This is a genomic window from Bradyrhizobium sp. AZCC 1678 (genome assembly GCF_036924765.1).
In the GTDB taxonomy this organism is placed as follows: domain Bacteria; phylum Pseudomonadota; class Alphaproteobacteria; order Rhizobiales; family Xanthobacteraceae; genus Bradyrhizobium; species Bradyrhizobium algeriense.
Window position 1 is genome coordinate 1,630,483 of sequence record NZ_JAZHSE010000001.1, and the last position, 23,086, is coordinate 1,653,568.

A 23,086-nucleotide genomic window follows, 5' to 3' on the forward strand; every position below is an offset into this window, starting at 1 on the left:
ATTTGTGAGCACAGCGGTCGCACGGCGGACGAGCTTGCCCGGGTTCGGGCTCACCATGGGCCTGACCCTGACATGGCTCTCCGTTATCATCCTCATCCCGCTCGCCGGCCTGTTCCTCAAGACGCTCGAGCTTTCGCCCGGACAGTTCTGGGAAATCCTCACCAGCCGCCGCACTTTGAACGCGCTGAAAATTTCATTCGGCCTTTCGTTTGCCGCAGCCTGCGTCAATCTGGTGATGGGGACGATCATCGTGTGGGCGCTGGTGCGGTATCGCTTTCCGGGCCGGCGGCTGTTCGACGCCATTGTCGACATTCCCTTTGCGCTGCCGACCGCGGTCGCGGGCGTGGCGCTGACGCAATTGTTCGCGCAAAAGGGCTGGCTCGGCGCGCCGCTCGCCGAACTTGGCATCAAGGTGGCATTCACGCCGATCGGAATTTTCATTGCGATGGTCTTCATCGGCATTCCGTTCGTGGTGCGGACGGTTCAGCCGGTGCTGATCGATCTCGATCCTGAAATCGAGGAGGCGGCCGCGAGCCTGGGGGCCAACCGCTGGCACACGGTGTTCCGGGTGATCCTGCCGAGTCTTATTCCGGCGCTGCTGACAGGGTTTGCGCTGGCATTCGCGCGCGCCGTCGGTGAATACGGTTCGGTCATTTTCATTGCCGGCAATCTGCCGAACGTGTCGGAGATCGCGCCGCTCCTGATCGTGATCAGGTTATCCGAATTTCGTTATGCCGATGCGACGGCCATCGCCGTCATCATGCTGCTGGCTTCGTTCCTGATCATCCTCGTCGTCAATCGCCTGCAACGCTGGGCGCAAACCCGCATTCCCGCGCATTGAGGACCTGACGATGTCGACGCAAACGAGCTTCGTGACTCCGGCGGCGCCGCTAAGGGCCTATACGTCGACGGCGGACCTCGCGATCTCCCCGCCGTCGCACCGCGAGGCGAGCGACCGGGCACGCGCGGTTGCTTCACCAAAAGACCTGCGGACCGAGCCGGCACCCGTCCGCTTTATCATCATCGCGCTTGCCGTCACCTTCCTCACCGTCTTTGTCGTGCTGCCGCTGGTCGTGGTGTTCGCATCGGCCTTTTCGAAAGGCATCAGCGCCTATTTTGCTGCGCTCGCCGAGCCGGAGGCGCTTTCGGCGATCAGGCTGACGCTGCTGGTTGCGGCGATCTCGGTCACTCTCAACCTTGTGTTCGGCGTGATCGCGGCCTGGGCGATCGCGAAATTCGAATTCCGCGGCAAGACCTTTCTGATCACGCTGATCGACCTGCCGTTCTCGGTTAGCCCGGTCATTTCGGGTCTCGTCTTCGTGCTCCTGTTCGGCGCGCAGGGCTATTGGGGCACGTGGCTGCAGGCGAACAACGTCCACATCCTGTTCGCGGTGCCGGGCATTGCGCTCGCCACCATCTTCGTGACGTTCCCGTTTGTCGCCCGCTCGCTGATCCCCTTGATGCAGGAGCAGGGCACGCAGGAGGAGGAAGCGGCGACCTCGCTCGGAGCGTCAGGCCTGCAGACCTTCTTCCGCGTCACTCTGCCCAATATCAAATGGGGCCTGTTGTATGGCGTACTGCTGTGCAACGCGCGCGCCATGGGCGAGTTCGGCGCGGTGTCTGTTGTGTCGGGCCATATCCGCGGCGAGACCAACACCATGCCGCTGCTGGTCGAAATTCTCTATAATGAGTATCAATTCGTGGCGTCGTTTGCGATCGCCTCGCTCTTGGCGATGCTGGCCCTGATCACGCTGGTCGTAAAGACCGTGCTCGAACAGCGTCTGGACGAAGGGCAAAGCCCAAGCGACTATTCAAGCGACTATTCAAGGGACCATCCAAGTGACCATTGAAGTCAAAAATATCGTCAAGAAGTTCGGCGCGTTTGCTGCGCTGGATAACGTCGATCTGAAGGTCGGCAAGGGCGAATTGCTGGCGCTGCTCGGTCCGTCCGGTTCGGGCAAGACGACGCTGTTGAGGATCATTGCAGGCCTCGACTGGCCCGATGCCGGCGAGGTGCGGATCGACGGCGAGGATGCGCTGGGACACGGCGCCAGCGAGCGCCATGTCGGCTTCGTGTTCCAACATTACGCGCTGTTCCGCCACATGACGGTGTTCGAAAACGTCGCCTTTGGCCTGCGCGTACAGCCGCGCGCCATCCGCAAGGACGAGGCCACCATCCGCGCCCGCGTCAAGGAATTGCTTGATCTAGTGCAACTCGACTGGCTGGCCAACCGCTATCCCAGCCAGTTGTCCGGCGGCCAGCGGCAGCGCATTGCGCTTGCCCGCGCGCTGGCGATCGAGCCGCGCATCCTGCTGCTCGACGAACCGTTCGGCGCGCTCGATGCCAAGGTGCGCAAGGAGCTGCGGCAATGGCTGCGCTCGCTGCATTCCGAAATTCACGTCACCTCGATCTTCGTCACTCATGACCAGGAAGAGGCGCTCGAAGTCGCCAACCGCGTGGTTGTCATGGACAAGGGCCGGATCGAGCAGATCGGGACGCCGGGCGATGTCTACGACAATCCCGCCACCGCCTTCGTCCATGGCTTCATCGGTGAATCCATCGTGCTGCCGGTGGAGGTTCTCGGCGGTTCGGTGCGGCTCGGCGGCCAGCCGCTCAACATCGCCGCCGATGGCGCGGCCTCCGGCGCCTCAAAACTGTTCGTCCGCCGCCACGATATGCAGATCGGGCCGGCGGGAACCGGCTCGCTGGAGGGCGCGGTGCGCCATGTCCGCTCGTTCGGCCCGATCCAGCGGGCGGAGGTCGCGCTCTCGGGCGGTGAGGGCAAGACCGTGATCGAGATCGACGCCCCCCGGGACCGGGAACTCCAGGCCGGCGAGATCATCGGCCTGCAGCCCCGCCGTTACCGGATCTTTGCCGCGCAGGATTGATGTTGGCTGTCATTCCGGGGCGATGCGCATGCATCGAACCCGGAATCTCGAGATTCTCAGGTGCGCAATTGCGCACCATCGTTCGCTTCGCGCCCCGGAATGACCGCGGATTTGCTCCCCCGTTCACCATTCAGCCACGGTTGGTATGCAACAACGGCCGCATCCAGCCTTCGGGGATTCTTTGGGGGATTCTTTCAGTGAAACGGGCGACTACCGCGATTATCGGGCTCTTGCTGCTTGCCGGCTGCTCGGCAGACGTCAAAATCCCGGATCAGCCAGCCATGTATCTCGACATGGCCCAACCCGGCGCCACGCTCGATCCGGTCGCGGCGGCGATCATGATCTCGCAATACCGCCAGAACAACGGCCTCGGCACCGTGGTGGTCGATCCGGAGCTGACCAGGCTCGCCGAGCAGCAGTCGCAGGCGATGGCGGCGCGCAACAAGATGGACCACAATGTGAAGGGCCCTCTGGAAAAGCGGCTGGGAGCCTCCGGCTATCCGGCGAAGCTCGCCGTCGAAAATGTCTCGGCCGGATATCACACCCTGGCGGAAGCCTTCTCCGGCTGGCGCGACTCGCCGCCGCACAAGGCCAATATGCTCAAGAACGGTGTCACAAAATTGGGCATCGCGGCGGCCTATGCTCCAAACACCAAATACAAGGTGTTCTGGACGCTCATCCTTGCATCAACCTGAAGCAGGTCCGGTTACGGGCTTCGATGCCTCACGAGGCGGTAAACTCGGCGTGATCCTTGCTTCGATCTCGCCGATTGACGCGGTGGCGAACTGTCGCCACGGTGCCACTGTCTTTGTCCACTAGTCGACGGTTCACGATGGATCTTTCCGACTCTGTGCCGGCCACCACGCCCGCCAAAGCGCAGCGTGTGCTGGTGCTGCAAGGCGGTGGCGCGCTCGGCTCCTATCAGGCCGGCGCCTTTCAGGCATTGTGTCGCTCGGGTTTCGAGCCGGAATGGGTCGCGGGCATTTCGATCGGCGCCATCAATGCCGCGATCATTGCCGGCAACGGACCGGAAACGCGCGTCGATCGTTTGAAGGAATTCTGGGAGATGGTGTCATCTCCGGTGTCGTGGAATCCGGTGACACCAGGTGAGCGCGCACGCTCGCTGTTCAACGAAACCTCAGCCGCGCTGATCGCGACCTTCGGCGTGCCCGGCTTCTTCACGCCGCGGATTCCGCCTGCACCGTTGTGGCCGCCCGGCAGCCCGCAGTCGCAGAGCTATTACGACACCGCGCCGCTGAAGAAAACGCTCGAGCGGCTGGTGGATTTCGACCGCATCAACGATCTGAAGATGAGGTTCAGCGTCGGCGCGGTCGGCGTCACCTCGGGCAATTTCAGATATTTCGACAATGTCGAGTTCAGGAAGGCCGGCAAGAAGATCGGCCCCGAGCACGTCATGGCCTCCGGCGCGCTGCCACCCGGTTTTCCGTCCGTTGTCATCGAAGGTGAGCATTACTGGGACGGCGGCATCGCCTCGAACACGCCGCTCGATTTCGTGCTGGAAGAAGAGTTCAACCGCGATCTCCTGATCTTCCAGGTCGACCTGTTCAGCGCGCGCGGCGACCTGCCGACGTCGCTGCTCGAAGCCGCCGAGCGGGAAAAGGACATCCGTTACTCCAGCCGCACCCGCACGAGTACCGACAAGAACAAGCAGATCCACAACGCGCGGAAGGCGGTGCGCGATCTGCTCAGCAAATTGCCGGATCATTTGAACAACGATCCGTCGGTCGAATTTCTGCGCAAGGCCTCGAAGGAAAACACCGTCACGGTCGTGCACCTGATCTACAAGAGCAAGAATTACGAGACAAATTCCAAGGACTACGACTTCTCGCATGTCGCCATGGTCGAACATTGGGAAGCGGGTGTTCGCGATGTGCATTTGTCGATGCGTAACAAAGAACGGCTGGAGCGGCCGCAACCCGGGCAGACCATGGCGACTTACGATCTCACGGGGAAGGGCTCAAACCCAGCCGAAGGCAAACAGGAGTGAATTGATATGGGTACGTTAAAGGGCAAAACCGCCGTCGTGACCGGCTCGACCAGCGGCATCGGATTGGCTTATGCGCGCGCTTTCGCCGGCGCCGGCGCCAATATCGTTCTCAATGGCATGGGCGTCCCGGCCGATATCGAGCGCGAGCGTTCCGGCATCGAGACCGATTTCAAAGTCCGCGCGGTGCATTCGCCTGCCGACATGACCAAGCCCGCCGAAATCGCCGAAATGGTCGCGCTCGGCGAGAAGACCTTCGGCTCGGTCGATATCCTCGTCAACAATGCCGGCATCCAGTTCGTCGCCCCGATCGAGGAGTTTCCGATCGAGAAATGGGACGCGATCATTGCAATCAATCTGTCATCGGCATTTCATGCCATCCGCGCCGCCGTACCCGGCATGAAGAAGCGCGGCTGGGGCCGCATCATCAACACCGCTTCCGCGCATTCGCTGGTGGCTTCGCCATTCAAGTCGGCCTATGTCTCGGCCAAGCACGGCATCGCCGGGCTGACAAAAACGGTGGCGCTGGAGGTTGCGACCTTCAAGATCACCTGCAACTGCATCAGCCCGGGCTATGTCTGGACGCCGCTGGTCGAGCACCAGATCCCCGAGACCATGAAGGCGCGCAACATGACCAAGGAGCAGGTCATCAAGGACGTGCTTCTTGACGCCCAGCCGACCAAGGAGTTCGTGACGTCAGAGCAGGTTGCTGCGCTGGCGCTGTTCCTGTGCAGCGACGATGCAGCCCAAATCACCGGGTCCAACTACTCCATCGACGGCGGCTGGACCGCGGAGTAGGAATTGCGAGCGGCTCCCGGGAGCGCACAGCCACAATCCTAATGGGTGGCGCTCCCGGCAACGGCCGCGACACTTTCGGCCGAGAGGTGCAGTTCACTGAAGCCAAGCTTGCTGGCGACCAGAATCAGAACCAAGGCCAGCACCAGCCTCAGCACCGTCTCCGGTACGCGAACCGCACAGTAACTGCCGATCACGATGCCGGGCAGCGAGCCTATCAGCAGCACACCCATCAGCGCCCAATCGACCGAGCCCAGCGCCCAGTGGCCTATGCCGGCGACCAGCGTCAGCGGCACGGCGTGTGCAATGTCGGAGCCGACGATGCTTGCCATCGGCAGGCGCGGATAGAGCAGCAACAGCGCGGTGACGCCGACCGCGCCGGCACCGACCGACGAAATCGAAACCAGTACACCGAGCGCCACGCCGACCAGCACAGTCGCGTTGCCGGTCGTCGAGGCGCCGAGCCGTTCCATGCGCTGGCGGTATCGATCCATGATCGCCTTGCGGAAGATCAACGACGTCGCCGTGAGGATGAGCGCAAAGCACAGCACCAGATTGACCAGGCTGCGCGCGGAATCCCCTTTGAGTTCGAGCTGCCACAGCACGAGCAAGGTGACGAAGCTGGCCGGGATGCTGCCGCTGGCGAGACGTATCACCGCCGGCCAGTGAATGCTCTGAGACCAGCCATGCACCAGGCTGCCGCCGGTCTTGGTCGCCGCGGCATAGAGCAGGTCGGTGCCCACGGCGGTCGACGGATGGATGCCGAACAGCAGGATCAACAATGGCGTCATCAGCGAGCCGCCGCCGACGCCCGTCATCCCGACCAGCAGGCCGACGCCGAATCCGGACGCCACGTAGAGGGGATCAATCATATCGGGGAGATAGTTCCATTTGCATGCTCGACATATAGCAGCGCCGCCGCAGGGGGCCTAACAATCGTGCCGGTTTGACTGAAATAAGAATGTTTCTTGCGCACATCGGAGTTCGCTGGTTTTTTTCCCCATTATGCCAGCGCCTGACGATAACGACGTCCTGCCGCCTCACATGAGGCAACCGTTCAGGCGCCAGCGGCCAGCGCACTCGGGATCGTCTGTTTCCAGGGGGCAGGCTGGCGCCAGTGCGCCGCACATCAATGCCAGTTCGGCTGCCCGGATCAGCGTTTGCCGAACGCCAGCACGTGCAGTCCGAGCCGCCGGCGCACGATCCAGAACAGCAGCACCGTCTCGAACGCCAGCGAGATCGACGTCGCGGCCGCAGCACCATGGCCGCCGAAGCGCGGCACCAGCATCACGCACAGCACGAGGTTCATGGCGAAGGCGAGCGCATAGGCCAGCGCGCAGATATGCTGATGGCCGAGCATGTTGAGCAGCCGCTCGACCGGGCCGATGGCGGATCGCACCACGAGGCCAACAGCGGCAATGAACATGATGTCGTAGCCCACCACGAATTGCGGGCCGAACAGCCACAGCAGCGGCTTGCCCAGCGCCAGCAGCAAAATGGTCGCGGCCAGCGATGGCCAGAACGTCCACTGGATCGCATGCGCCACATAGGCCGACAGCCGCGGCTTGTCGCCTAGCGCGTGATACTCGGCAAAGCGATGCGCCGTCGTCGCCGCCATCGCATAGTGAATGAAGGAAACCAGCGCCAGCGTCTTCACCACGGCGAAATAGACGCCGACTTCTTCGGAGGAGCGGAATTGCTGCAGCACCAGCACGTCGGTGTAGGACAGCAGCAGGTAAAATCCCTCGACCATCAGGATCGGCAGCGAGACCGCGAGCCAGCCGCGGAAATCATAGGCCTTGGGGCCAGGCGCGATGTGGCCGCCGAGCCTGCGGTTCAGCACGATCATCTGGCCGATCATCGCGATCCATACCGCAGCAGTGCTAGCCCACATCGCAGCTGTAGCGCCGAGATTGAAGCCGAGCACGAAGGCGCCGGCGGTCAAGCCGATGATCAGCGACTGCCGCACGATGAATTGCGGCATCAGGCCGAGCCGCATCCAGTCGTGCGAGCGGGCGATGCCGTCCTGGGTGTTGGCGACGACAAACGCCGGCAGCGTCAGGCAGCCGATATAGAGGGGAACGATCGCGTTGGCGTCGATCCAGGGCGACAATCCCTTCACCACGCCCGCCAGCAGCAGCGAGACGATGGAGGAGACGGCGAACGTGATCCAGCGGCTGCCGGAGAGGAAGCCGCGCAGCAGGGCATGTTCGCCGCGGGTTCGATACTCCGGAATGATCTTCTGCGCGGATGCCGAGATGCCGAAATCCATCATGCTGCCGAGCAGCAGCACCCAGGTCCAGACATAGACATAGACGCCGTAATCCGAGCCGCCCATCCAGCGCGCCAGCAGGATCTGCGCGAAATAGGCGAGCGCTGCGCTGAAGACGCGGATGATGAAGATGGTGCCGGCCAGCCGTCTGGTGACAGAGGCCTCGCTGGAGCCGCCAAGCAGCGCGCGCAGGCGCGCGATCACGCCGTCAGGCGAGGCGGTTGCGGATTGCGTATCCATCACGGCCACAAGAGTGCATTCCCGAAACGCGCCGCGAGGCGGCGGCGATGGTTGGATGTATCAACCATTCGTTAAGATTCGGTTGGGTGGGATGGGCTTCTTTGCCTCAGTCATTCCGGGGCGATGCGCAGCATCGAACCCGGAATCTCGAGATTCCGGGTTCGCGCTGCGTGCGCCCCGGAATGACCCTGCGGCTCAATTCAAACTGACGTTGAACTCATAGGCCCGGTCGCCGCCGACCAGCGTCAGCTTGAGCGCGGCGCCGTCAGCGCTGGCGCCGGGCGGCAGGCCGTCGAGTTCGAAGGCAAAGCGTTTGACGCCGGGCGGGCTTTGCTCGACGAGCCTGGGAACCGGCAGCGCCCAGTCCGGCGTCGGCCCCTCGACGAACAGGCTGACCTCCTTGGCTTCGGGCGCGGTGACGTCGACCAGCACGTTGTTCTTTCCCTCGCGCTTGACGTCGCGGATGGTCAGCGGATTTGGGTCGCCGACATTGGCGGGCTTCGGCACGGTATTGAGCGCATCGGACAGGTTGCCGTCCTCGGTGCTTGCCACGCTGGCAAAGGCGAGTTCGGCATGGGCTTCGACCGGAATGCAGAGCTTGTCGCAGACGGCATAATTGATGTGGGCGCGCAACGTCACCGGCTTGTCGGCATTCTTGGCGACGATCCGCAACGGCAGCACGACCTGCTGCTTGTATCCCAGCGCGGTGCCGCCGGCGCCGTCGTCAAACTTCTTCGGTGCCGGCCACAGCACGGTCACGGCTTCGACATTATCCGATTTTGAGAAATCGAAGCGGGGCGGGACGCCGGAATCGCCGGGCGTCCGCCAATAGGTCTTCCATCCGGGCTGCAACTGGATGGCTACGCCGCCGAGCAGCACCGGGCCGCTGCGCGATCCCGCCAGCAGCCGCACCGCGGAATGCGCGTCGCGTTGCCACGGCGAGGCATCCTCGGCGCGAACCTCCGACGTCGCACACGCAACACACAAAGCGGCGACGCCGAGCGCGGCGCGCAGGGGAACCATCACGATCATGGGACGTCTTTACAGGCAAGTTGCGGCGCAAACCATTGAATTGCGTGTGATCGGCCGCCGAATGATGCCGGAAGCTTGATTGACAGAAACCGCACCCGATATCAGGATATGAGTCAGCAAGAGAGGCCTTTGCGGATGAGCCCTGAAGGCAAGACACCGAAGCCCGTTCGCCGCAAAGCCGCCGGTATTGGCGACAATTCGTCCGGCGAGGGCTACCTGGACGGCCGGCTGCTGATCGCCATGCCGGTCATGGGCGATCCGCGGTTCGAGCGCTCCGTCATCTACATGTGCGCGCATTCCTCGGAAGGGGCGATGGGCATCATCGTCAACCGCCCGGCCGGCAGCATCGATTTTCCCGGCCTATTGGTGCAGCTCGACATCATCCAGAAGGCCGACCAGATCAAGCTGCCGGAAACCGCCGAGACCATGCAGGTGCTGAAGGGCGGCCCGGTCGATACCGGCCGCGGCTTCGTGCTGCATTCGAGCGATTTCTTCATCAAGGATGCGACGCTCAATATCGACGAGGGCATCTGCCTGACCGCGACGGTGGACATCCTCAAGGCGATCGCCAAGGGCACCGGGCCGAAGCACGCGATCCTGGCGCTGGGCTATGCCGGCTGGGCGCCGGGCCAGCTCGAGAACGAGATCCAGCACAATGGCTGGCTGCATTGCGACGCTGACCCGGATTTGATCTTCGGCGACGACGTCGACGACAAATACCTGCGCGCGCTGCGCAAAATCGGCATCGACCCCGGCATGCTGTCGAACGAGGCCGGGCACGCGTAGGCTCCCGATTAGTAGGGTGGGCAAAGGCGCGCTTGCGCCGTGCCCACCATCTATCAACATGCCGGTTCTTGGATGGTGGGCACGCTTCGCTTTGCCCACCCTACGGCTGCGTGCGCAGCGACGACGATGGTTCTGTGCCAATCTACTCCGCCGCCTGCTGCTGCACCGTCGGTTCGGTCCCCGCAACGGTCGCACGCCGCATGTCGCGGGGCTGCGACTGGTCGTAGCGGCGGACGCGGTGCATGGTCTGGCGGTTGTCCCACATCACGAGGTCATGCACGGTCCATTTGTGGACGTGGACGAATTCCGGCTGCGTGGCGTGCTCGGTGAGGTCGCGCAGCAACAGCCGAGCCTCGGGCATGCTCATGCCTTTGATGGCGCCGGCATGCGATGACAGATACAGCGATTTGCGGCGGTGCACCGGATGCGTCCGCACCAAGCGCTGCAATACCGGCTTGAACATCGCTTTCTCTTCGTCGCTGTAATCCAGGAAGCCGAGCGAGCCGCGCGAATACATCAGCGAGTGCTCGCAGATCATGTCCTCGATCTCGGCCTTGGTGTCGTCGTCGAGCGCGTCATAGGCCGCGCGCATGTCGGCGAATTCGGTGTTGCCGCCCTTGGGGTTCACCACCCGCGCCGACAGCAGCGAAAACTTTGCCGGAATCGGGCGGAACGAGCTGTCGGAATGCCACAGGCAATTTCCGAGATTGAACAGATGGGTGCGGTGATCCTTCGGCAGCGGCTTGCCGTCCTTGCCGAGGTTGGACACGTCATTCAGCCCCGACGTCAGGCGGTAGTCTTCCTTCTTGGTGATGGTGCCGCCCCGTGCCTTCTCGCGCTCGCCGAAATTCAGTGCGAAGGCCAGTTGCTGTTCGTCCGTGATGTCCTGGTTGCGAAACAGCAGCACGGCGTATTTGTCCATGCCGGCTTCGATATCGGCCGCTTCCTGCGGGGTGAGGGGATTACGCAGATCAACGCCCGAAACCTCGCCGAAAAAATGCGGATGAAGCTGCCGGATCGTGACCGTCATGGCGTCTCTCCTGAATGCGGCGGGCGGGTTAACCCGCTTCGTTTGAGTGAAAAATTACTCCCGGACGTGTCCAAGTCAACGCTGCGGGCGCATGCCCGCTACGCGTTTCTCGCCATCAACCCGCCGTCCACGGGAATCACGGCGCCGGTCAGGAACGAGGCCGCCGGCAGGCACAGGCTCAGCGTCATGTGCGCGACTTCCTCGGGGTCGCCGTAGCGGCCGAGGGCGGTGCGGCGCTTGGCGTAGATCGCCTTGTGCTCGGCGGCGATCCACGCGGTCATGCCGGTGAGGATCGGCCCCGGACAGATGCAGTTCACCGTGATGCCGTCGCGGCCGAGCTCGACCGCAAGCGAACGGGTCAGGCCGACGACGCCGGCCTTGGCGGCGGAGTAGGGGCTGTGCAATGCGGTGGCGCCGAGCGCCTCGGTGGAGGCGATATTGACGATCCGCGGCGATTTCGATTTGCGCAAATAGGGTAACGCGGCGCGGATGATGCGTTGATGCGCGGTCAGCATCACCGCCAACCCTTTTGCCCAGGCCTCGTCATAGCCCTCGTCGTCGATTGCGACGCGCACCGAGATGCCGGCATTGTTGACGACGATATCGAGCCCGCCGAAATGCGCCGCGACCTCGTTGACGACGGCGGTGATGTTGTAGCGGTCGGCGACGTCGAGCGTCCACGCTTTTGCGGCGCCGCCGCTTGCCGCGATCTCACCGGCCACGGCCTGCGTGGCCTCGGCGCTGATGTCGGTGACGGCGACGTTGGCGCCGTCGGTGGCGAACACCCGCGCGGTGGCGCGGCCCATGCCGCTCGCGGCGCCGGTGACGAGGACGGTCAGGCCTTTGACCGAGCGGCTGAGCCGTTTGAAGTCTGACATGATGGGTCCGGACGGAAGGTGCAGGATTGACAAGGCTGGCACCGATCCGCAGACAGGTCAAACGACGCCGAGCGAGATGCAAACATGACCACTATTCGTGACCTGCAGATCCGACGCCTGGAGCCTTCGGATGCTGCCCTGTACAGGGAGATCCGGCTGGAAGGTCTTCGGATAAGTCCCGAAGCATTCGGCAGCACGTTTGAGAAGGAAAACGCGCAGCCGCAGTCGTGGTTCGAAGCCGTCCTTGGCCGCGCCGACGTCTTCGGCGCTTTCCTCGATGGGACGCTTGCGGGCGTGGCGGCATATGCTGCGCAGGAAGGTTCGAAGCAAGCGCATAAGGCGACGCTTTGGGGCATGTACGTGCGAAACACCGCAAGAAATCTAGGGCTTGGGAAGAAGCTTGTCGCGGCGGTTCTCAACCATGCACGCGAACGCGTCGAGATGATTCAACTGACCGTGGTAAGCGAGAACGACGACGCGCGCCGGCTTTACAGCGCCTCGGGCTTTGTCGAGTACGGCTATGAAAAGAGGGGTCTCAAGCGGGACGGGCGATATTACGATCGTGTCCTGATGGTCAATTACCTCGGCGAAGGCCTGAACTAGAGCCCAACAAATCGACAAAGAAGGATCGCGAGCGATGAACGAACTGGATTTCAGCGGCAGGCAGGTGCTGGTGGTCGGCGGCTCCAGCGGCATCGGTAACGGCATCGCGCAGGCCTTCCGCGCCAAGGGCGCGCGTGTCGCCGTCTGCGGTACCCGCGCAAGTGCAGCGGACTATTCGCCTGACGAAGGATCACATCTCGAAGGTCTCAATTACCTCCGGCTCGACGTCAGCGACCCGAAGGCGATCGAAGCCTTGAAGCCGCCATTTGCAAAACTCGACGTGCTGGTGCTGGCGCAGGGCGCGGTGATCTACCGCCGCGGCGAATTCGAAATGGATGGCTTTCGCAAGGTGCTGGAGGTCAATTTGATGAGCCTGATGGCGTGCGCGACCAAATTTCACGCGATGCTGAGCGCCAGCCAAGGCTCGCTCATCATTGTCAGTTCGACCGCCGCCTATCATTCCACCATGGGTAATCCGGCGTACAACGCCTCGAAGACCGGCGCGATGGGCTTGACGCGCACGCTCGGCGAGGCGTGGGCCGAGAACGGCATCCGCGTCAACGGCATCGCGCCCGGCCTGGTCGACACCAAGATGACCAAGGCGACGACATCAAATCCGAAACGCCTCGAAGGCGCGCTGGAGCGGATCCCGCTGAAGCGGCTCGGTACGCCCGCCGACATGGCCGGTGCGGCACTGTTCCTGGCCTCGCCGCTTTCGTCCTACATCATCGGCCAGACCATCGTGGTAGATGGCGGGCTTATACTTTGAGCCAGGCGTTCTGAACCGGGGCATTTCGAGCGCTTTAGGAACCCGAACGGATCTCGCCGGTTACTTCCTCTGAAAAGCAGGAGTAATCGCGATGGACAAGGATCGGATTGCCGGCTCGGCCCAGGATTTTGCGGGTAAGGTCGAAAGCACTGTCGGGGACATGGCTGGCGATGCGAAGACACAAGCCGAAGGCCGCGCGCGCGAGGCAGCCGGCACGGTGCAAAATCTCTACGGCCAGGCCAAGGATGCGGCCCGCGACGCCACCGACGCCGCCGTCAACTATGCCAAGGACGCCTATGAAAACAGCGGCGACACCGTTCGCAGCAGTCAGCAAGCGGTGGCGAAGACCGTGCGGGAAAATCCGCTCGGCGCGCTGTTGGTCGCAGGTGGAATTGGATTTGCGCTGGCACTGTTGATGACACGCCCGCCGCGCCGTCCGCCGCCGCGCTGGCGCTATTACGGATAGAACGGTCTTCATTGGTTTGCCGGGCGATGCGATGCATCGTTCGGCCCCGGTGATGCGATGCATCGCCCGCGTCTCACCGTGAGGCGTCAGAATCGCGTGAGATTGCCCGGCGGGACCTCAGCCGATCGTCCGACATTACCCGGCGGGCGCGGCACGCCCGGGGCCATGGGTCCCGGGGCCATGGGTCCACGCGGCGGTGCGGCCGCAGGCGGCGCGGGCTGACGCGGCGCCGCGCCGAACCCGCCGAAGAAATCGCGCAGCGACGGCCCGTTGTTTGGCGGGGGTCGGATCTGCATCGGCTGCTGTGGCTGCTTCTTCTGTTGCTGTAACGTTTGCTGCGGCGGCGGAAGCAAAAGCTGCCTCTGTCCGGGCACCGCCGCCACCGTTCCGCTCGGCGATACGGCTGCTACCGGCGTATCGCCCTTGGCCTGCTCGCGGCCGATTTCCCGGCGCGGCCAGGCGTAATCGTCGGCGCGGCCGGCCGGTGCTGCCAGCGCTTCACCCTTCACCAGCGTACGCGCTGCCAGTGCATCCACCCCGGCCGGACGCGAGCCGGGACCACCGAGCAACTGATCGGTGCCGACGGAAGAGGCCACCAGCGGCATGACCGGTCCGGCCAGCGGACGCGGCGCCGGCTGGCCGGGCGCGACATTGGCCTCCGGGGTTGCCGGCTCGATCGGCACGGCGATCGGCCCGGAGCGGGCGGCAAGCAGGCGCGTCACCTCGCGCTCGACGTAATGCGCTAGCTTGCGCGCGCCGGGCTTGGTGAAGAAGACGCCGTCGGCGGTGCGCAACTGGCGGATCTGGCCTTCGAAGTCGGGACCTTTTTGCAGGAAGCGGCCGGCTTCATCGACGAAGCCATCCCAGACATCGACATAGGTGATGCCGGCCTTGCCTGCGCCATCGCGATACAGCGCGTCGAGGAACAGCATGTCGGACGTTCCCTTCTGGCCGCGGATGGCGGGCAGCCCGACCCACAACACCGGCACACCCTTGGATTTCAGTACGCCGATCAGCTCTTCGATCTTCTTGGCGTAGTGCTCGACCCAGCGCTCGTCGCGAAACTCGTAAAGCCCGCCGCCCGCGCGCGCGCTCTTTTCGGGGGCGGCGATTTGTGCCGCATCATCGTCCTCGGCATCGTCAGCCTTCGCGGTATCAGCCTTGGTAGTGTCAGCCTTGGTAGTATCAGCCTTGGCGGTGTCTGCCTTGGTTCCATCAGCCTTGCCGGCATCGGCCTTGGCAGTATCAGTCGAGCCTTCGGGCTTGGGCTTTGCATCGCCCGGCTTGGCGCGCGCGTCCTTCTTGTCGTCTTTCTTGTCGCTCTTCTTCTCAGGCGCCGCCTCACGGATGGCCACGCGGTCGTGGATGCCGAGCATGACGACGATGGCATCAGGCTTTTCGGTGGCGAGGATGGCCTTGGCGGCCGCGGCCCAATCGGCGGGCTCGCCGCGCGGCTGATACTTGATCAGGCCGGAGACGGTCTTGTGCTTGCGGATCACGCCCATGTCGGGCTGCTCGGTATAGGTGTCTTCCAGGCCATAGCCGAGCCAGTCCGCCATGGCGTCGCCCAGCACCAGTACGTTACGTTCCGGCACGGTGTCGCGCTTGGCGGGCCCAGGCGCGCGGGAAAAATCCTGGCGCGGCGCTTGTTGCGGGGCCTGCTGCTGGAATGGCGCAAAGAAATCGCCCCCGAACCAGCTGCCGCCGCTGCGCGAGGCGGGTCGGGTGGGCCCTCCGAAATTGAAAAACTGCGCCGAGGCAGGGCCACACGATCCCGATCAGCAACGCGATCGCAACCGCCAGCGCGACCAGCGGGCCGGTGTCGGTGAACACGTGCAAGAAGGACTTTGGCTTTCGCATTCCGGCTCGGTCGCAATGGGTCGTGGATGTGTCAAATATAATAGCGAAATCGGGCCGCAAGCGGGCAGATTTTCCCCATAAACCGGGGTTCCGGCCTGACCGTCAAGGCTCAAGCCGAATCGTGGTTTTCAGGGTTACTTTAGCGCGATTTAACGCCCCCGCAGCCGCTCCAGCACGTCGGACGAGGCAAATCCGTCCGCCGGCGCCCCGATCGAGGCCTGGAAGCTGCGCAGCGCCTCCCGGGTCTGGCCGCCGAACTGGCCGTCCGGTGTGCCCTTGTAAAAGCCGCGCTGGGCCAAAAGCTGCTGCAGTTCCAGCCGTTCGGCGCGCGACAGCACCCGTTCCTGCCGTGGCCAGGGCTGCACGAAGGCGGGTCCGCCGCGCAGGCGGTCGGCAAAATGGCCGATCGCCAGCGCATAGGCCTCCGCCGGGTTGTATTTCATGATTACCCGGAAGTTCTGCAGCATCAGGAAGCCGGGCCCCTGCGCGCCGGCGGGCGCCAGCAGATAGGCCTTCTCAGTCGTGTCAGGCAACGGCTTGCCGTCGGCCCGCTTCAGTCCCTGGCTCTGCCACTGCGCGATCGTCATCGGCTTGGCCTTGTCCGCCAGCATGAAATTAAAGCCTTCCGGCAGCACCACCTCGTAGCCCCAGCTCCGCCCGGTCTGCCAGCCGTCCTTCTTGAGGTTGTTGGCGGTGGAGGCGATCAAGTCCGCGGCGTTGTCGACGACGTCGCGGCGGCCGTCGCCGTCAGCATCGACGGCGTAGCGCTTGAAGGCGGTCGGCATGAACTGCGTCGGCCCGAACGCGCCGGCCCAGGAGCCGCGCATCTGTTCGGGACGCAGATCGCCGCGGTTGAGGATTTCCAGCGCAGTGAGGAATTCGTCCTTGAAATAGGCCTGCCGGCGGCCGACGCAGGCCAGCGTCGCCGTCGACTGCACCACGTTGCGGTCGCCCATCTGCGTCGAGTAGTTCGACTCGATGCCCCAGATCGAGGCGATCGCGTAGCGGTCGACGCCGTAGGCTTTCTCCACCGCGTCGAACTGCGGCTTGTATTTGGCGAGGATCTCGCGCCCCTTGGCGAGACGGTTGTCGTTCACGAGGATGTCGAGATAGTCCCAGATCGCCTTGGTAAATTCGGGCTGCGAATCCATCAGGTCCATGATGCGCAGATCAGGCGCGAGACCTGCGGTGAAGCGCTCGAAATTCGCTTGCGTGATGTTGCGCCGTGCGGCATCAGGCCACATCGCGGCGACGCAATTTTGAAAGTTCGCAGCCGCCTCCCGGATCGCGGAAGCCGTCATCAGCGGATGGCCGGAGGCGCCGTCCTCGCCGCTCCAGGGCGGCGGGCCGCCGTCGGGGCCGGGCGCGGCCTGCGGCGCCGGGCCGGATTTCGGACCTTGGAAGATGTTGTCCAGAAAGTTCGAAATCCCGTTGCCGGAAGATTGAGCGTGGGACTGGCTGACAAAAACGGCCTGGCTGGAACACACCAGCGCGGCCGCGATTAGAATCGCGCCGGCTCGATTGGTCATCGCTCGTTCAGGCAAACCCATCCAGTGTCCGTCCGTTGCTTCTCACCCCGGTTCAGAAGGCCTTGCCACGGTTTCCAACAGCTTAACAGAGGCGGAATTTCGTTGTCGCCCCCGGTCGGCGCAAGGGCAGGCGAAACAATTGGCACCATACATCCGCCTTTGTTGGGGGATGCAAACCGGCTAGCAACGTGCAATCAAAGCACTTTCCCCGTTCCATAGATTCCTCATTTCCAAGGCCCGCGACATCCCATGAAAATCCGCAAAGCCGTCTTCCCGGTCGCCGGTCTCGGCACCCGCGTCCTGCCCGCCACCAAGGCGATGCCGAAGGAAATGCTGACCATCGTCGACAAGCCGTTGATCCAGTACGTGGTCGACGAGGCCAAGGAAGCCGGCATCGAGCATTTCGTCTTCGTCACCGGGCGCAACAAGGGCGTGATCGAGGATCATTTCGACCGAATGTTCGAACTCGACACCACGCTGGCTGCGCGCGGCAACAAGAAGGCCGAGCAGGACATTTTGGCGCGCGACCAGCCGGAAGCCGGCGCTACCAGCTTCACCCGCCAGCAGGCGCCGCTCGGTCTCGGGCACGCGGTCTGGTGCGCGCGCGACATCGTCGGTGACGAGCCGTTCGCGGTGGTGCTGCCGGACGAGCTGGTGCTGAACAGCCCGGGTTGCCTGAAGCAGATGATCGAGGCTGCGGCCAAGCTCGGCGGCAAGTCCAATCTGCTAGCGGTGGAAGCGGTGCCCGACGATCTCACCCACCAATACGGCATCTGTGGCGTCGGCAAGCGGCTCGCGAAAAACATGTTCGAGGTCGACGGCATGGTGGAGAAGCCGCCGAAGGGCACGGCGCCGTCAAATCTCTCGATCACCGGGCGCTACATCCTGCAGCCGGAAATCTTCAAGATCCTGGAGACCCAGGAGCGCGGCGCCGGCAACGAGATCCAGCTCACCGATGCGATGAAAACCCTCGCCAAAACGCAAAGGTTCTACGGCGTGGAGTTCGAGGGCGAGCGGCACGATTGCGGCTCGAAGTCGGGTTTCCTGCGCGCCAACATCGCCTACGGCATGACGCGCGACGACCTGCGCGACGGCCTGCGCGCGGAGATGAAGAAGTATCTGGAGAAGTGAGGACGTGCTCAGTCCGCGTTCTCCGCTGTCATCATCCGCGAAGGCGGATGATCCAGTACTCCGCGGCATTTGATGATTGATCCAGGCAGCGCGGCGTACTGGATGCCCGCCTTCGCGGGCATGACGAGGCTGCGTGTTACGCCACCAGCGCGAGTTGCGGGATCGCGGCGAGCACTGACTGGTTGCGGCCGTTGGCCTTGGCCGCGTAGAGCGCCTTGTCGGCCGCTTCTATGAGATAGGACCAGTCGATGGCTGCCGTGGGCGTCATGCTCGCCACACCGATACTGACGGTCGTCACGCTGGGGTCTTCCGCCCATTGTTCGACCTTCAGGCGGATGGTCTCGGCGACGGTGAACGCTTCCACCGCCGAGAGGCCCGGCAGGAGTATCGCGAATTCCTCGCCGCCGTAGCGCGCCGGACAGTCGCCCGACCGCCGCACCGAGTCCGAAATGCAGATAGCAATGCCGACCAGCACCTGATCGCCGGCCTGGTGTCCGTAGGTATCGTTGTAGGCCTTGAAGTGGTCCGCATCGATCATCAGCACCGCGACAGGGGTCTTGTTGCGCGCTGCCCGCCGCCACTCCAGATCGATCTCGATATCGAATTTGCGCCGGTTCTTCAGCCCCGTCAGCGCGTCCGTCGTCGCGAGTTCCTCGAGCTTCTCTTCCGCCTCGGCGCGGCGGCCGATCTCGCGGGCGAGGAACAGCGTGGTGCCGACCACGAACAGGATCAGCGTCATCATGACCGCCCCGATCCGCAGCACCTCCCGGTGCCAAAGGTTCAGGATGCTCGCCAGTGGCTTTCCGACCACGACAAAGAACAAGTTCGTGCTGCCGCTTCGAACGTAAAGCCGCGGTGTCGGATCGACCGGTCCGACGCCGGCATAGGCGATGCCCTCCTTCAAATTGTCCGCGCGCCATTTTGGCCGCTCCGCCAGGTTCTTCCCGATGACATCCAGGTCGAACGGCGTCCGCATGATGATCGTTCGATCGCGGCGCAACACGGTGATCGTATCGCCGGGGTTAAGGGTGAGCCGGCCGAACAAGTCATGGAAATAAGTGAAGCGGATCGAGCCCACCACGACGCCGAGGAAACCACCATCGGTGTCGTTGATGCGCCGGCTGAGCACGATCGAATAGGCGCTGCGGCGCAGCATCGGTCGGCTCATGTACAGGCCTACGTCGGGATTGGCGCGATGGACCTGGAAATACTCCTCGTCGCCGCGATCTTCCGGCGCCGGATCGAGGCTGGCCGCGTCGTGCGTCAGCTTGCCCTGCGCGTCGAACACCTGGATCACGCCGAAATGTTTGGCGGTGGCGGCATGATCGAACAGGATCAGATGCTGGATCTCCTTGCTGACGCTCATGATCTCCGGCATCACCAGATTGCTGGCGACGTTGCGTAGCGAGAGGTCATAGAGTTCGATGTTCCGGCTGATGTCGGCATCGATGCCCGCGGCGAGATTTTCGAGAGTCTGGCGCGCGAGCTCTTCCTCGCCGCGGCGCATGTCGAGCATGACGCTGGCGCAAATCGTGGAGAAGCCGATCACGGTCGCGATCGACGACGCGATCAACAGCTTCGCCGACAACCGCCAGGGCCGGCGGCCGGAATCTCTCCTGAACCAGCCAATTCTGGTCCCATCGCTTTGCCGTCCAAATGGCATAAACCGCTCCAATCCTTCCGGTATGCGGCCGGAAATGTTGTTGCGGCCTTAAACGGCGACAGCGATAGGATAATCAGTTAACGCTTGGTTGCCGGGAGCGACGGTTTTATGCAAATCGCCATTTGGAGACACGGGTGAACGACTACGACCTGCTGAGGGACTATCTGAAGAAGCAGAAACTTCCTGAATTCGTGCTGAGCTTCGAACAGATCGAGGAGATCATCGACGCGGCCCTGCCGCGCGCCGCGCAGCGCGCGTCCTGGTGGGAGACGTTGCGCAGCCCGCAGGAGAAGATGCCGCAGCGCGAAGCCTGTCTCGAAGCAGGCTACATCGCAACGCGGCAAGCGGATGGGAAGAGCGTGAAGTTCAAGAAGATACCCGCGAGGCGGTGAGCGCGCGTGGCTCACGCCGGCGCATGCAGCGCCGGTCTTCCGTGCCGGATATCGATTGGTATGGAATACGGTGGACCAGCTGCCGTTGGAATCATTTTCCAAACACCGGCCCTACCGTCGCCTCAATTTGGGATGATTTGGTTCTCTCTGGGGCGCAAGTAAAAAGACAAGAAGAATCGATCTGGGAGGATGGCGCCGATGATTCCGACGACAGGGTCGTTTGGGCGTCCCACGCCTGTAAATCTCTGATGGCCGCGGCGATAGCCGATGACCGCCATAGCGACATCGAGCTTTGATGGTGCTCTTGATCGGGCAGGGTGGGCTGCGCTGCCCGACAGATCCCGGTTTCTCGCGCTCGGACTGGTTGCCGGCCTTGGTGCCGGCCTTGGGCTGACGCCCGGTTTCGCTGCTGCCGGCGACGCACTGCAGGTGACGAGCGCGCGGGTGGCCGCGTCCGACGAGATTGGTATCGATCTCCCGCTGCTGATGACGATCAGAAACGATGCGGCCGAAGCCGACGCGATCCTGCGCGTCCGCTGTCCGTTTGCGAATTTCGCTGTAAAGCACACCGTCGATCGCGGCGAAGGCGCGCCCGCCATGCGCGAGATCAAGTCCATTCCGATCCCGGAGAGCAAGACGATCGAACTCAAGCACGACGGATATCACGTGATGCTGCTGCAGACGCGGCAGAAGCTTGTCGACGGCGAGACGTTTACATGCGCCGTCGTTTTCCAGAAAGCCGGAACCAGGGAAACGGAGGTGCAGGTTTCACGAACGCCGTGATCGCGACAGCGGACTGGTGAAGCCCGCTGAATGGGGCCCGACAGCGAAACGCCCGGATATGCCGGACGTTCAATCCAACATGAACTGCCACAAGAACTTGCCAACGAGGGAGGGCATTACTCATGGAGCGATCTTCAGGTCACACAAGATTGTTGACGCGAGCCTGTCTGCTTGCCGTAGCAGGTGCTGCCGCAAGCGTGATGGGCACACTACCTGTCTCCGCTGCAGACCAGGTCAATCAGGAACGGCTGCTCAACGTCGACAAGGAGCCGGGCAACTGGCTTCATCATCATCAGAATTACGCGGCTCACCGGTTCTCCACGCTGAAGGAGGTCAACCGCGATAACGTGAAGAACCTGAAGGTCGCCTGGACCATGCATCTCGGCGGCATCGAAGGCGGCGGCATCTGGAGCCATGGCGGGCTGGAAGGCACGCCGATTGCCGAGAACGGCTTCCTCTACGTCACCGATGGATGGGGTTCGGTCTACAAGATCGACGCGCATGGCGGCCGCGGCTTGCTGGTCTGGAAGATGGATCCCAAGACGGACCGCGACTGGGCTGGTGCGGTGGCGTGTTGCGGCGTCGATAACCGCGGCGTCGCATTGTGGGGCGATCTCGTCATTTCCCACACGCTGGATGGACGGCTGATCGCGACCAACAAGGAAACCGGCCAGGTCGCGTGGCAGCGCAATGTGGCCGATCCGGACAAGGGTGAGGTCATCACCGGCGCGCCATTGATCGTCAAGAACATGGCGATAACAGGCGTGGCCGGCGCGGAGTACGGCATCCGTGGCTGGATCGCCGCAACTGATCTGGCAACCCAGAAGGAGGTCTGGCGCACCCACACGATCCCGGGCAAGGGCGAGCCCGGCAGCGAAACCTGGAAAGACAGCAACAACGCCGCTGCGGCCGGCGGCGGTTCGACCTGGGTGACCGGCACCTACGATCCCGCAACCGACACCATCATCTGGGGCATCGGCAATCCCGGACCGGATTGGGATAACGCGTATCGGCCGGGCGACAACCTTTACACCGACAGCTCGCTGGCGCTCGATGCCACGACCGGCAAGATCAAGTGGCACTATCAGCACACGCCGAACGACCCCTACGACTATGACAGCGTGGCGGAAAACGTGCTGGTCGATATCCCCGGGCCCAATGGTCCGCGGAAGCTCGCGCTCGAAGCCGACCGCAACGGCTTCGCCTATGCGATCGATCGCACCAACGGCAAGTTCGTCTGGGGCCTTCCGTTCGTGAAGAAAGTCACATGGACCAAGGGGCTCGACCCGGAGAGCGGCAAGCCGATCGAGTATGACCCGAACAAGTCCGTGCAGACCTATATCGCGTCGGTGACGCCAAGCCGCACCAACATGGAAACCGATATCTGCCCCGGCAACATGGGTGGCAAGAACTGGCCGCCGACGGCCTACAATCCGGATCTGAAGCTCTGGTACATTCCGGTAATCGAGAGCTGCAATCGCATCAAGGTTGAGGTGATGACGCCGGACAAACTGAAACCACGGGAGTTCTGGACCGGCGGTGGCCCGAGCCAGCCGTTCAAGATCACCGGCAGCGTGACGGCGATCGATGTAACGACCGGCAAGATAGCCGGCAAAATGGAAACGCCGTTCCCCAATCTGGGCGGCATGCTTGCGACTCCCGACCTCGTCTTCACCGGCCAGCCATCCGGCGAAGTCCATGCGCTTGACGCCAAGTCATTGCAGAAGCTCTGGGAGTTCAACACGGGCGGCGGCGTCAACGCACCGCCGATGACCTTTTCGGTCGATGGCAAGCAGTACATCGCCATTCTGGTCGGCCTGGGCGGCGCCTGGGACAAGTGGTTCATCGATTCAACGCCCGAACTGAAGAAGATACAGCCGGGATCGATGCTCTACGTATTCTCGCTCTGACATTCTCGAAAGTGGAGGCCCGTCAACCGCGGGCCTCCGCTTCCTCGACAAGA

Annotated in this window: 21 protein-coding genes and 1 pseudogene; 14 read left to right on the forward strand and 8 right to left on the reverse strand. The window is 63.2% G+C overall.

The window, feature by feature from the left end:
* Window positions 1–34 precede the first annotated feature (34 nt).
* From cysT to V1294_RS07745, 6 genes are all read left to right on the forward strand, one after another.
* Window positions 35–841, forward strand: coding sequence for a sulfate ABC transporter permease subunit CysT (gene cysT, locus V1294_RS07720; RefSeq protein ID WP_334489473.1), 807 nt, complete (start codon window positions 35–37; stop codon window positions 839–841).
* A gap of 10 nt (window positions 842–851) precedes the next feature.
* On the forward strand, window positions 852–1,850 hold the full coding sequence (gene cysW / locus V1294_RS07725) for a sulfate ABC transporter permease subunit CysW (RefSeq protein WP_334476970.1): 999 nt from the start codon (window positions 852–854) through the stop codon (window positions 1,848–1,850).
* Window positions 1,840–2,889: a sulfate/molybdate ABC transporter ATP-binding protein gene (locus V1294_RS07730; protein WP_334476971.1), complete on the forward strand. Its 1,050-nt coding sequence runs from the start codon at window positions 1,840–1,842 to the stop codon at window positions 2,887–2,889. Before cysW ends, V1294_RS07730 begins: the two co-directional genes overlap by 11 nt.
* A gap of 197 nt (window positions 2,890–3,086) precedes the next feature.
* Window positions 3,087–3,584 carry a CAP domain-containing protein gene (locus V1294_RS07735; protein WP_334496161.1) on the forward strand — a complete coding sequence of 166 codons (498 nt, stop codon included), beginning with the start codon at window positions 3,087–3,089 and terminating at the stop codon, window positions 3,582–3,584.
* 137 nt (window positions 3,585–3,721) lie between these two features.
* Window positions 3,722–4,897, forward strand: a complete 1,176-nt coding sequence (locus V1294_RS07740) for a DUF3734 domain-containing protein (protein WP_108514264.1) — start codon at window positions 3,722–3,724, stop codon at window positions 4,895–4,897.
* Window positions 4,898–4,903: 6 nt separating this feature from the next.
* Entirely contained in the window at window positions 4,904–5,692 is a 789-nt protein-coding gene (locus tag V1294_RS07745; protein ID WP_334476977.1) for a 3-hydroxybutyrate dehydrogenase, read from the forward strand.
* A gap of 38 nt (window positions 5,693–5,730) precedes the next feature.
* Here the strand turns inward: V1294_RS07745 and V1294_RS07750 are convergent, their stop codons facing one another.
* The 3 genes from V1294_RS07750 to V1294_RS07760 form a co-directional block, all read right to left on the reverse strand.
* On the reverse strand, window positions 5,731–6,561 hold the full coding sequence (locus V1294_RS07750) for a sulfite exporter TauE/SafE family protein (RefSeq protein ID WP_334496163.1): 831 nt from the start codon (window positions 6,559–6,561) through the stop codon (window positions 5,731–5,733).
* A gap of 281 nt (window positions 6,562–6,842) precedes the next feature.
* Window positions 6,843–8,201: an oligosaccharide flippase family protein gene (locus V1294_RS07755; protein WP_334496165.1), complete on the reverse strand. Its 1,359-nt coding sequence runs from the start codon at window positions 8,199–8,201 to the stop codon at window positions 6,843–6,845.
* Window positions 8,202–8,396: 195 nt separating this feature from the next.
* The gene (locus V1294_RS07760; protein ID WP_334476983.1) at window positions 8,397–9,233 is read right to left on the reverse strand and encodes a protein-disulfide reductase DsbD domain-containing protein; all 837 of its coding nucleotides are present in this window, start codon (window positions 9,231–9,233) and stop codon (window positions 8,397–8,399) included.
* Between the two features lie 135 nt (window positions 9,234–9,368).
* On the opposite strand from V1294_RS07760, the gene V1294_RS07765 reads away from it, so the two are divergent.
* Window positions 9,369–10,019, forward strand: a complete 651-nt coding sequence (locus V1294_RS07765) for a YqgE/AlgH family protein (protein WP_334496166.1) — start codon at window positions 9,369–9,371, stop codon at window positions 10,017–10,019.
* A gap of 142 nt (window positions 10,020–10,161) precedes the next feature.
* On the opposite strand, the gene V1294_RS07770 is transcribed toward V1294_RS07765, so the two are convergent.
* The gene (locus V1294_RS07770; protein WP_334496168.1) at window positions 10,162–11,049 is read right to left on the reverse strand and encodes a TauD/TfdA dioxygenase family protein; all 888 of its coding nucleotides are present in this window, start codon (window positions 11,047–11,049) and stop codon (window positions 10,162–10,164) included.
* A 98-nt stretch (window positions 11,050–11,147) separates the two neighbouring features.
* Window positions 11,148–11,927, reverse strand: coding sequence for an SDR family NAD(P)-dependent oxidoreductase (locus tag V1294_RS07775; RefSeq protein ID WP_334496170.1), 780 nt, complete (start codon window positions 11,925–11,927; stop codon window positions 11,148–11,150).
* A gap of 84 nt (window positions 11,928–12,011) precedes the next feature.
* On the opposite strand from V1294_RS07775, the gene V1294_RS07780 reads away from it, so the two are divergent.
* The 3 genes from V1294_RS07780 (at window position 12,012) to V1294_RS07790 (ending at window position 13,765) form a co-directional block, all read left to right on the forward strand.
* On the forward strand, window positions 12,012–12,530 hold the full coding sequence (locus V1294_RS07780; RefSeq protein WP_334496172.1) for a GNAT family N-acetyltransferase: 519 nt from the start codon (window positions 12,012–12,014) through the stop codon (window positions 12,528–12,530).
* Between the two features lie 34 nt (window positions 12,531–12,564).
* Window positions 12,565–13,299: an SDR family NAD(P)-dependent oxidoreductase gene (locus V1294_RS07785; RefSeq protein WP_334496174.1), complete on the forward strand. Its 735-nt coding sequence runs from the start codon at window positions 12,565–12,567 to the stop codon at window positions 13,297–13,299.
* 91 nt (window positions 13,300–13,390) lie between these two features.
* On the forward strand, window positions 13,391–13,765 hold the full coding sequence (locus V1294_RS07790) for a CsbD family protein (RefSeq protein ID WP_334476992.1): 375 nt from the start codon (window positions 13,391–13,393) through the stop codon (window positions 13,763–13,765).
* An 86-nt stretch (window positions 13,766–13,851) separates the two neighbouring features.
* Here the strand turns inward: V1294_RS07790 and V1294_RS07795 are convergent.
* Window positions 13,852–15,625: pseudogene (locus V1294_RS07795) on the reverse strand (DUF459 domain-containing protein).
* Window positions 15,626–15,774: 149 nt separating this feature from the next.
* Window positions 15,775–17,154: a lytic murein transglycosylase gene (locus tag V1294_RS07800; protein ID WP_334496175.1), complete on the reverse strand. Its 1,380-nt coding sequence runs from the start codon at window positions 17,152–17,154 to the stop codon at window positions 15,775–15,777.
* A gap of 249 nt (window positions 17,155–17,403) precedes the next feature.
* Here V1294_RS07800 and galU point away from each other — a divergent pair, with 249 nt between their 5' ends.
* Window positions 17,404–18,285 carry a UTP--glucose-1-phosphate uridylyltransferase GalU gene (gene galU / locus V1294_RS07805; RefSeq protein ID WP_334496177.1) on the forward strand — a complete coding sequence of 294 codons (882 nt, stop codon included), beginning with the start codon at window positions 17,404–17,406 and terminating at the stop codon, window positions 18,283–18,285.
* A gap of 136 nt (window positions 18,286–18,421) precedes the next feature.
* On the opposite strand, the gene V1294_RS07810 is transcribed toward galU, so the two are convergent.
* Window positions 18,422–19,948, reverse strand: a complete 1,527-nt coding sequence (locus tag V1294_RS07810) for a GGDEF domain-containing protein (protein ID WP_334496179.1) — start codon at window positions 19,946–19,948, stop codon at window positions 18,422–18,424.
* 134 nt (window positions 19,949–20,082) lie between these two features.
* Here V1294_RS07810 and V1294_RS07815 point away from each other — a divergent pair, with 134 nt between their 5' ends.
* The 3 genes from V1294_RS07815 to V1294_RS07825 all read left to right on the forward strand — a co-directional run bounded on the left by V1294_RS07815 (window position 20,083) and on the right by V1294_RS07825 (window position 23,033).
* A complete protein-coding gene (locus tag V1294_RS07815) occupies window positions 20,083–20,340 on the forward strand; it encodes a DUF7662 domain-containing protein (protein WP_190241774.1) in 258 nt (85 codons plus the stop codon).
* A gap of 267 nt (window positions 20,341–20,607) precedes the next feature.
* Complete coding sequence (locus V1294_RS07820) at window positions 20,608–21,123, forward strand: copper chaperone PCu(A)C (protein WP_334476997.1); 516 nt, start codon at window positions 20,608–20,610, stop codon at window positions 21,121–21,123.
* Window positions 21,124–21,323: 200 nt separating this feature from the next.
* Window positions 21,324–23,033, forward strand: a complete 1,710-nt coding sequence (locus tag V1294_RS07825) for a PQQ-dependent dehydrogenase, methanol/ethanol family (protein ID WP_334476998.1) — start codon at window positions 21,324–21,326, stop codon at window positions 23,031–23,033.
* Window positions 23,034–23,086 lie beyond the last annotated feature (53 nt).

Bases quoted from the DNA above. Each gene is read 5' to 3' on its own strand.
- V1294_RS07825 (WP_334476998.1), top strand. From the start codon at position 21,324: ATGGGCACACTACCTGTCTCCGCTGCAGACCAGGTCAATCAGGAACGG.
- V1294_RS07800 (WP_334496175.1), bottom strand. From the start codon at position 17,154: ATGACCAATCGAGCCGGCGCGATTCTAATCGCGGCCGCGCTGGTGTGT.
- V1294_RS07755 (WP_334496165.1), bottom strand. From the start codon at position 8,201: ATGGATACGCAATCCGCAACCGCCTCGCCTGACGGCGTGATCGCGCGC.
- V1294_RS07775 (WP_334496170.1), bottom strand. From the start codon at position 11,927: ATGTCAGACTTCAAACGGCTCAGCCGCTCGGTCAAAGGCCTGACCGTC.
- V1294_RS07750 (WP_334496163.1), bottom strand. From the start codon at position 6,561: ATGATTGATCCCCTCTACGTGGCGTCCGGATTCGGCGTCGGCCTGCTG.
- V1294_RS07790 (WP_334476992.1), top strand. From the start codon at position 13,391: ATGGACAAGGATCGGATTGCCGGCTCGGCCCAGGATTTTGCGGGTAAG.
- V1294_RS07785 (WP_334496174.1), top strand. From the start codon at position 12,565: ATGAACGAACTGGATTTCAGCGGCAGGCAGGTGCTGGTGGTCGGCGGC.
- V1294_RS07780 (WP_334496172.1), top strand. From the start codon at position 12,012: ATGACCACTATTCGTGACCTGCAGATCCGACGCCTGGAGCCTTCGGAT.
- V1294_RS07820 (WP_334476997.1), top strand. From the start codon at position 20,608: ATGACCGCCATAGCGACATCGAGCTTTGATGGTGCTCTTGATCGGGCA.
- cysW (WP_334476970.1), top strand. From the start codon at position 852: ATGTCGACGCAAACGAGCTTCGTGACTCCGGCGGCGCCGCTAAGGGCC.
- V1294_RS07810 (WP_334496179.1), bottom strand. From the start codon at position 19,948: ATGCCATTTGGACGGCAAAGCGATGGGACCAGAATTGGCTGGTTCAGG.
- V1294_RS07770 (WP_334496168.1), bottom strand. From the start codon at position 11,049: ATGACGGTCACGATCCGGCAGCTTCATCCGCATTTTTTCGGCGAGGTT.
- V1294_RS07760 (WP_334476983.1), bottom strand. From the start codon at position 9,233: ATGATCGTGATGGTTCCCCTGCGCGCCGCGCTCGGCGTCGCCGCTTTG.
- V1294_RS07765 (WP_334496166.1), top strand. From the start codon at position 9,369: ATGAGCCCTGAAGGCAAGACACCGAAGCCCGTTCGCCGCAAAGCCGCC.
- V1294_RS07745 (WP_334476977.1), top strand. From the start codon at position 4,904: ATGGGTACGTTAAAGGGCAAAACCGCCGTCGTGACCGGCTCGACCAGC.
- V1294_RS07740 (WP_108514264.1), top strand. From the start codon at position 3,722: ATGGATCTTTCCGACTCTGTGCCGGCCACCACGCCCGCCAAAGCGCAG.
- galU (WP_334496177.1), top strand. From the start codon at position 17,404: ATGAAAATCCGCAAAGCCGTCTTCCCGGTCGCCGGTCTCGGCACCCGC.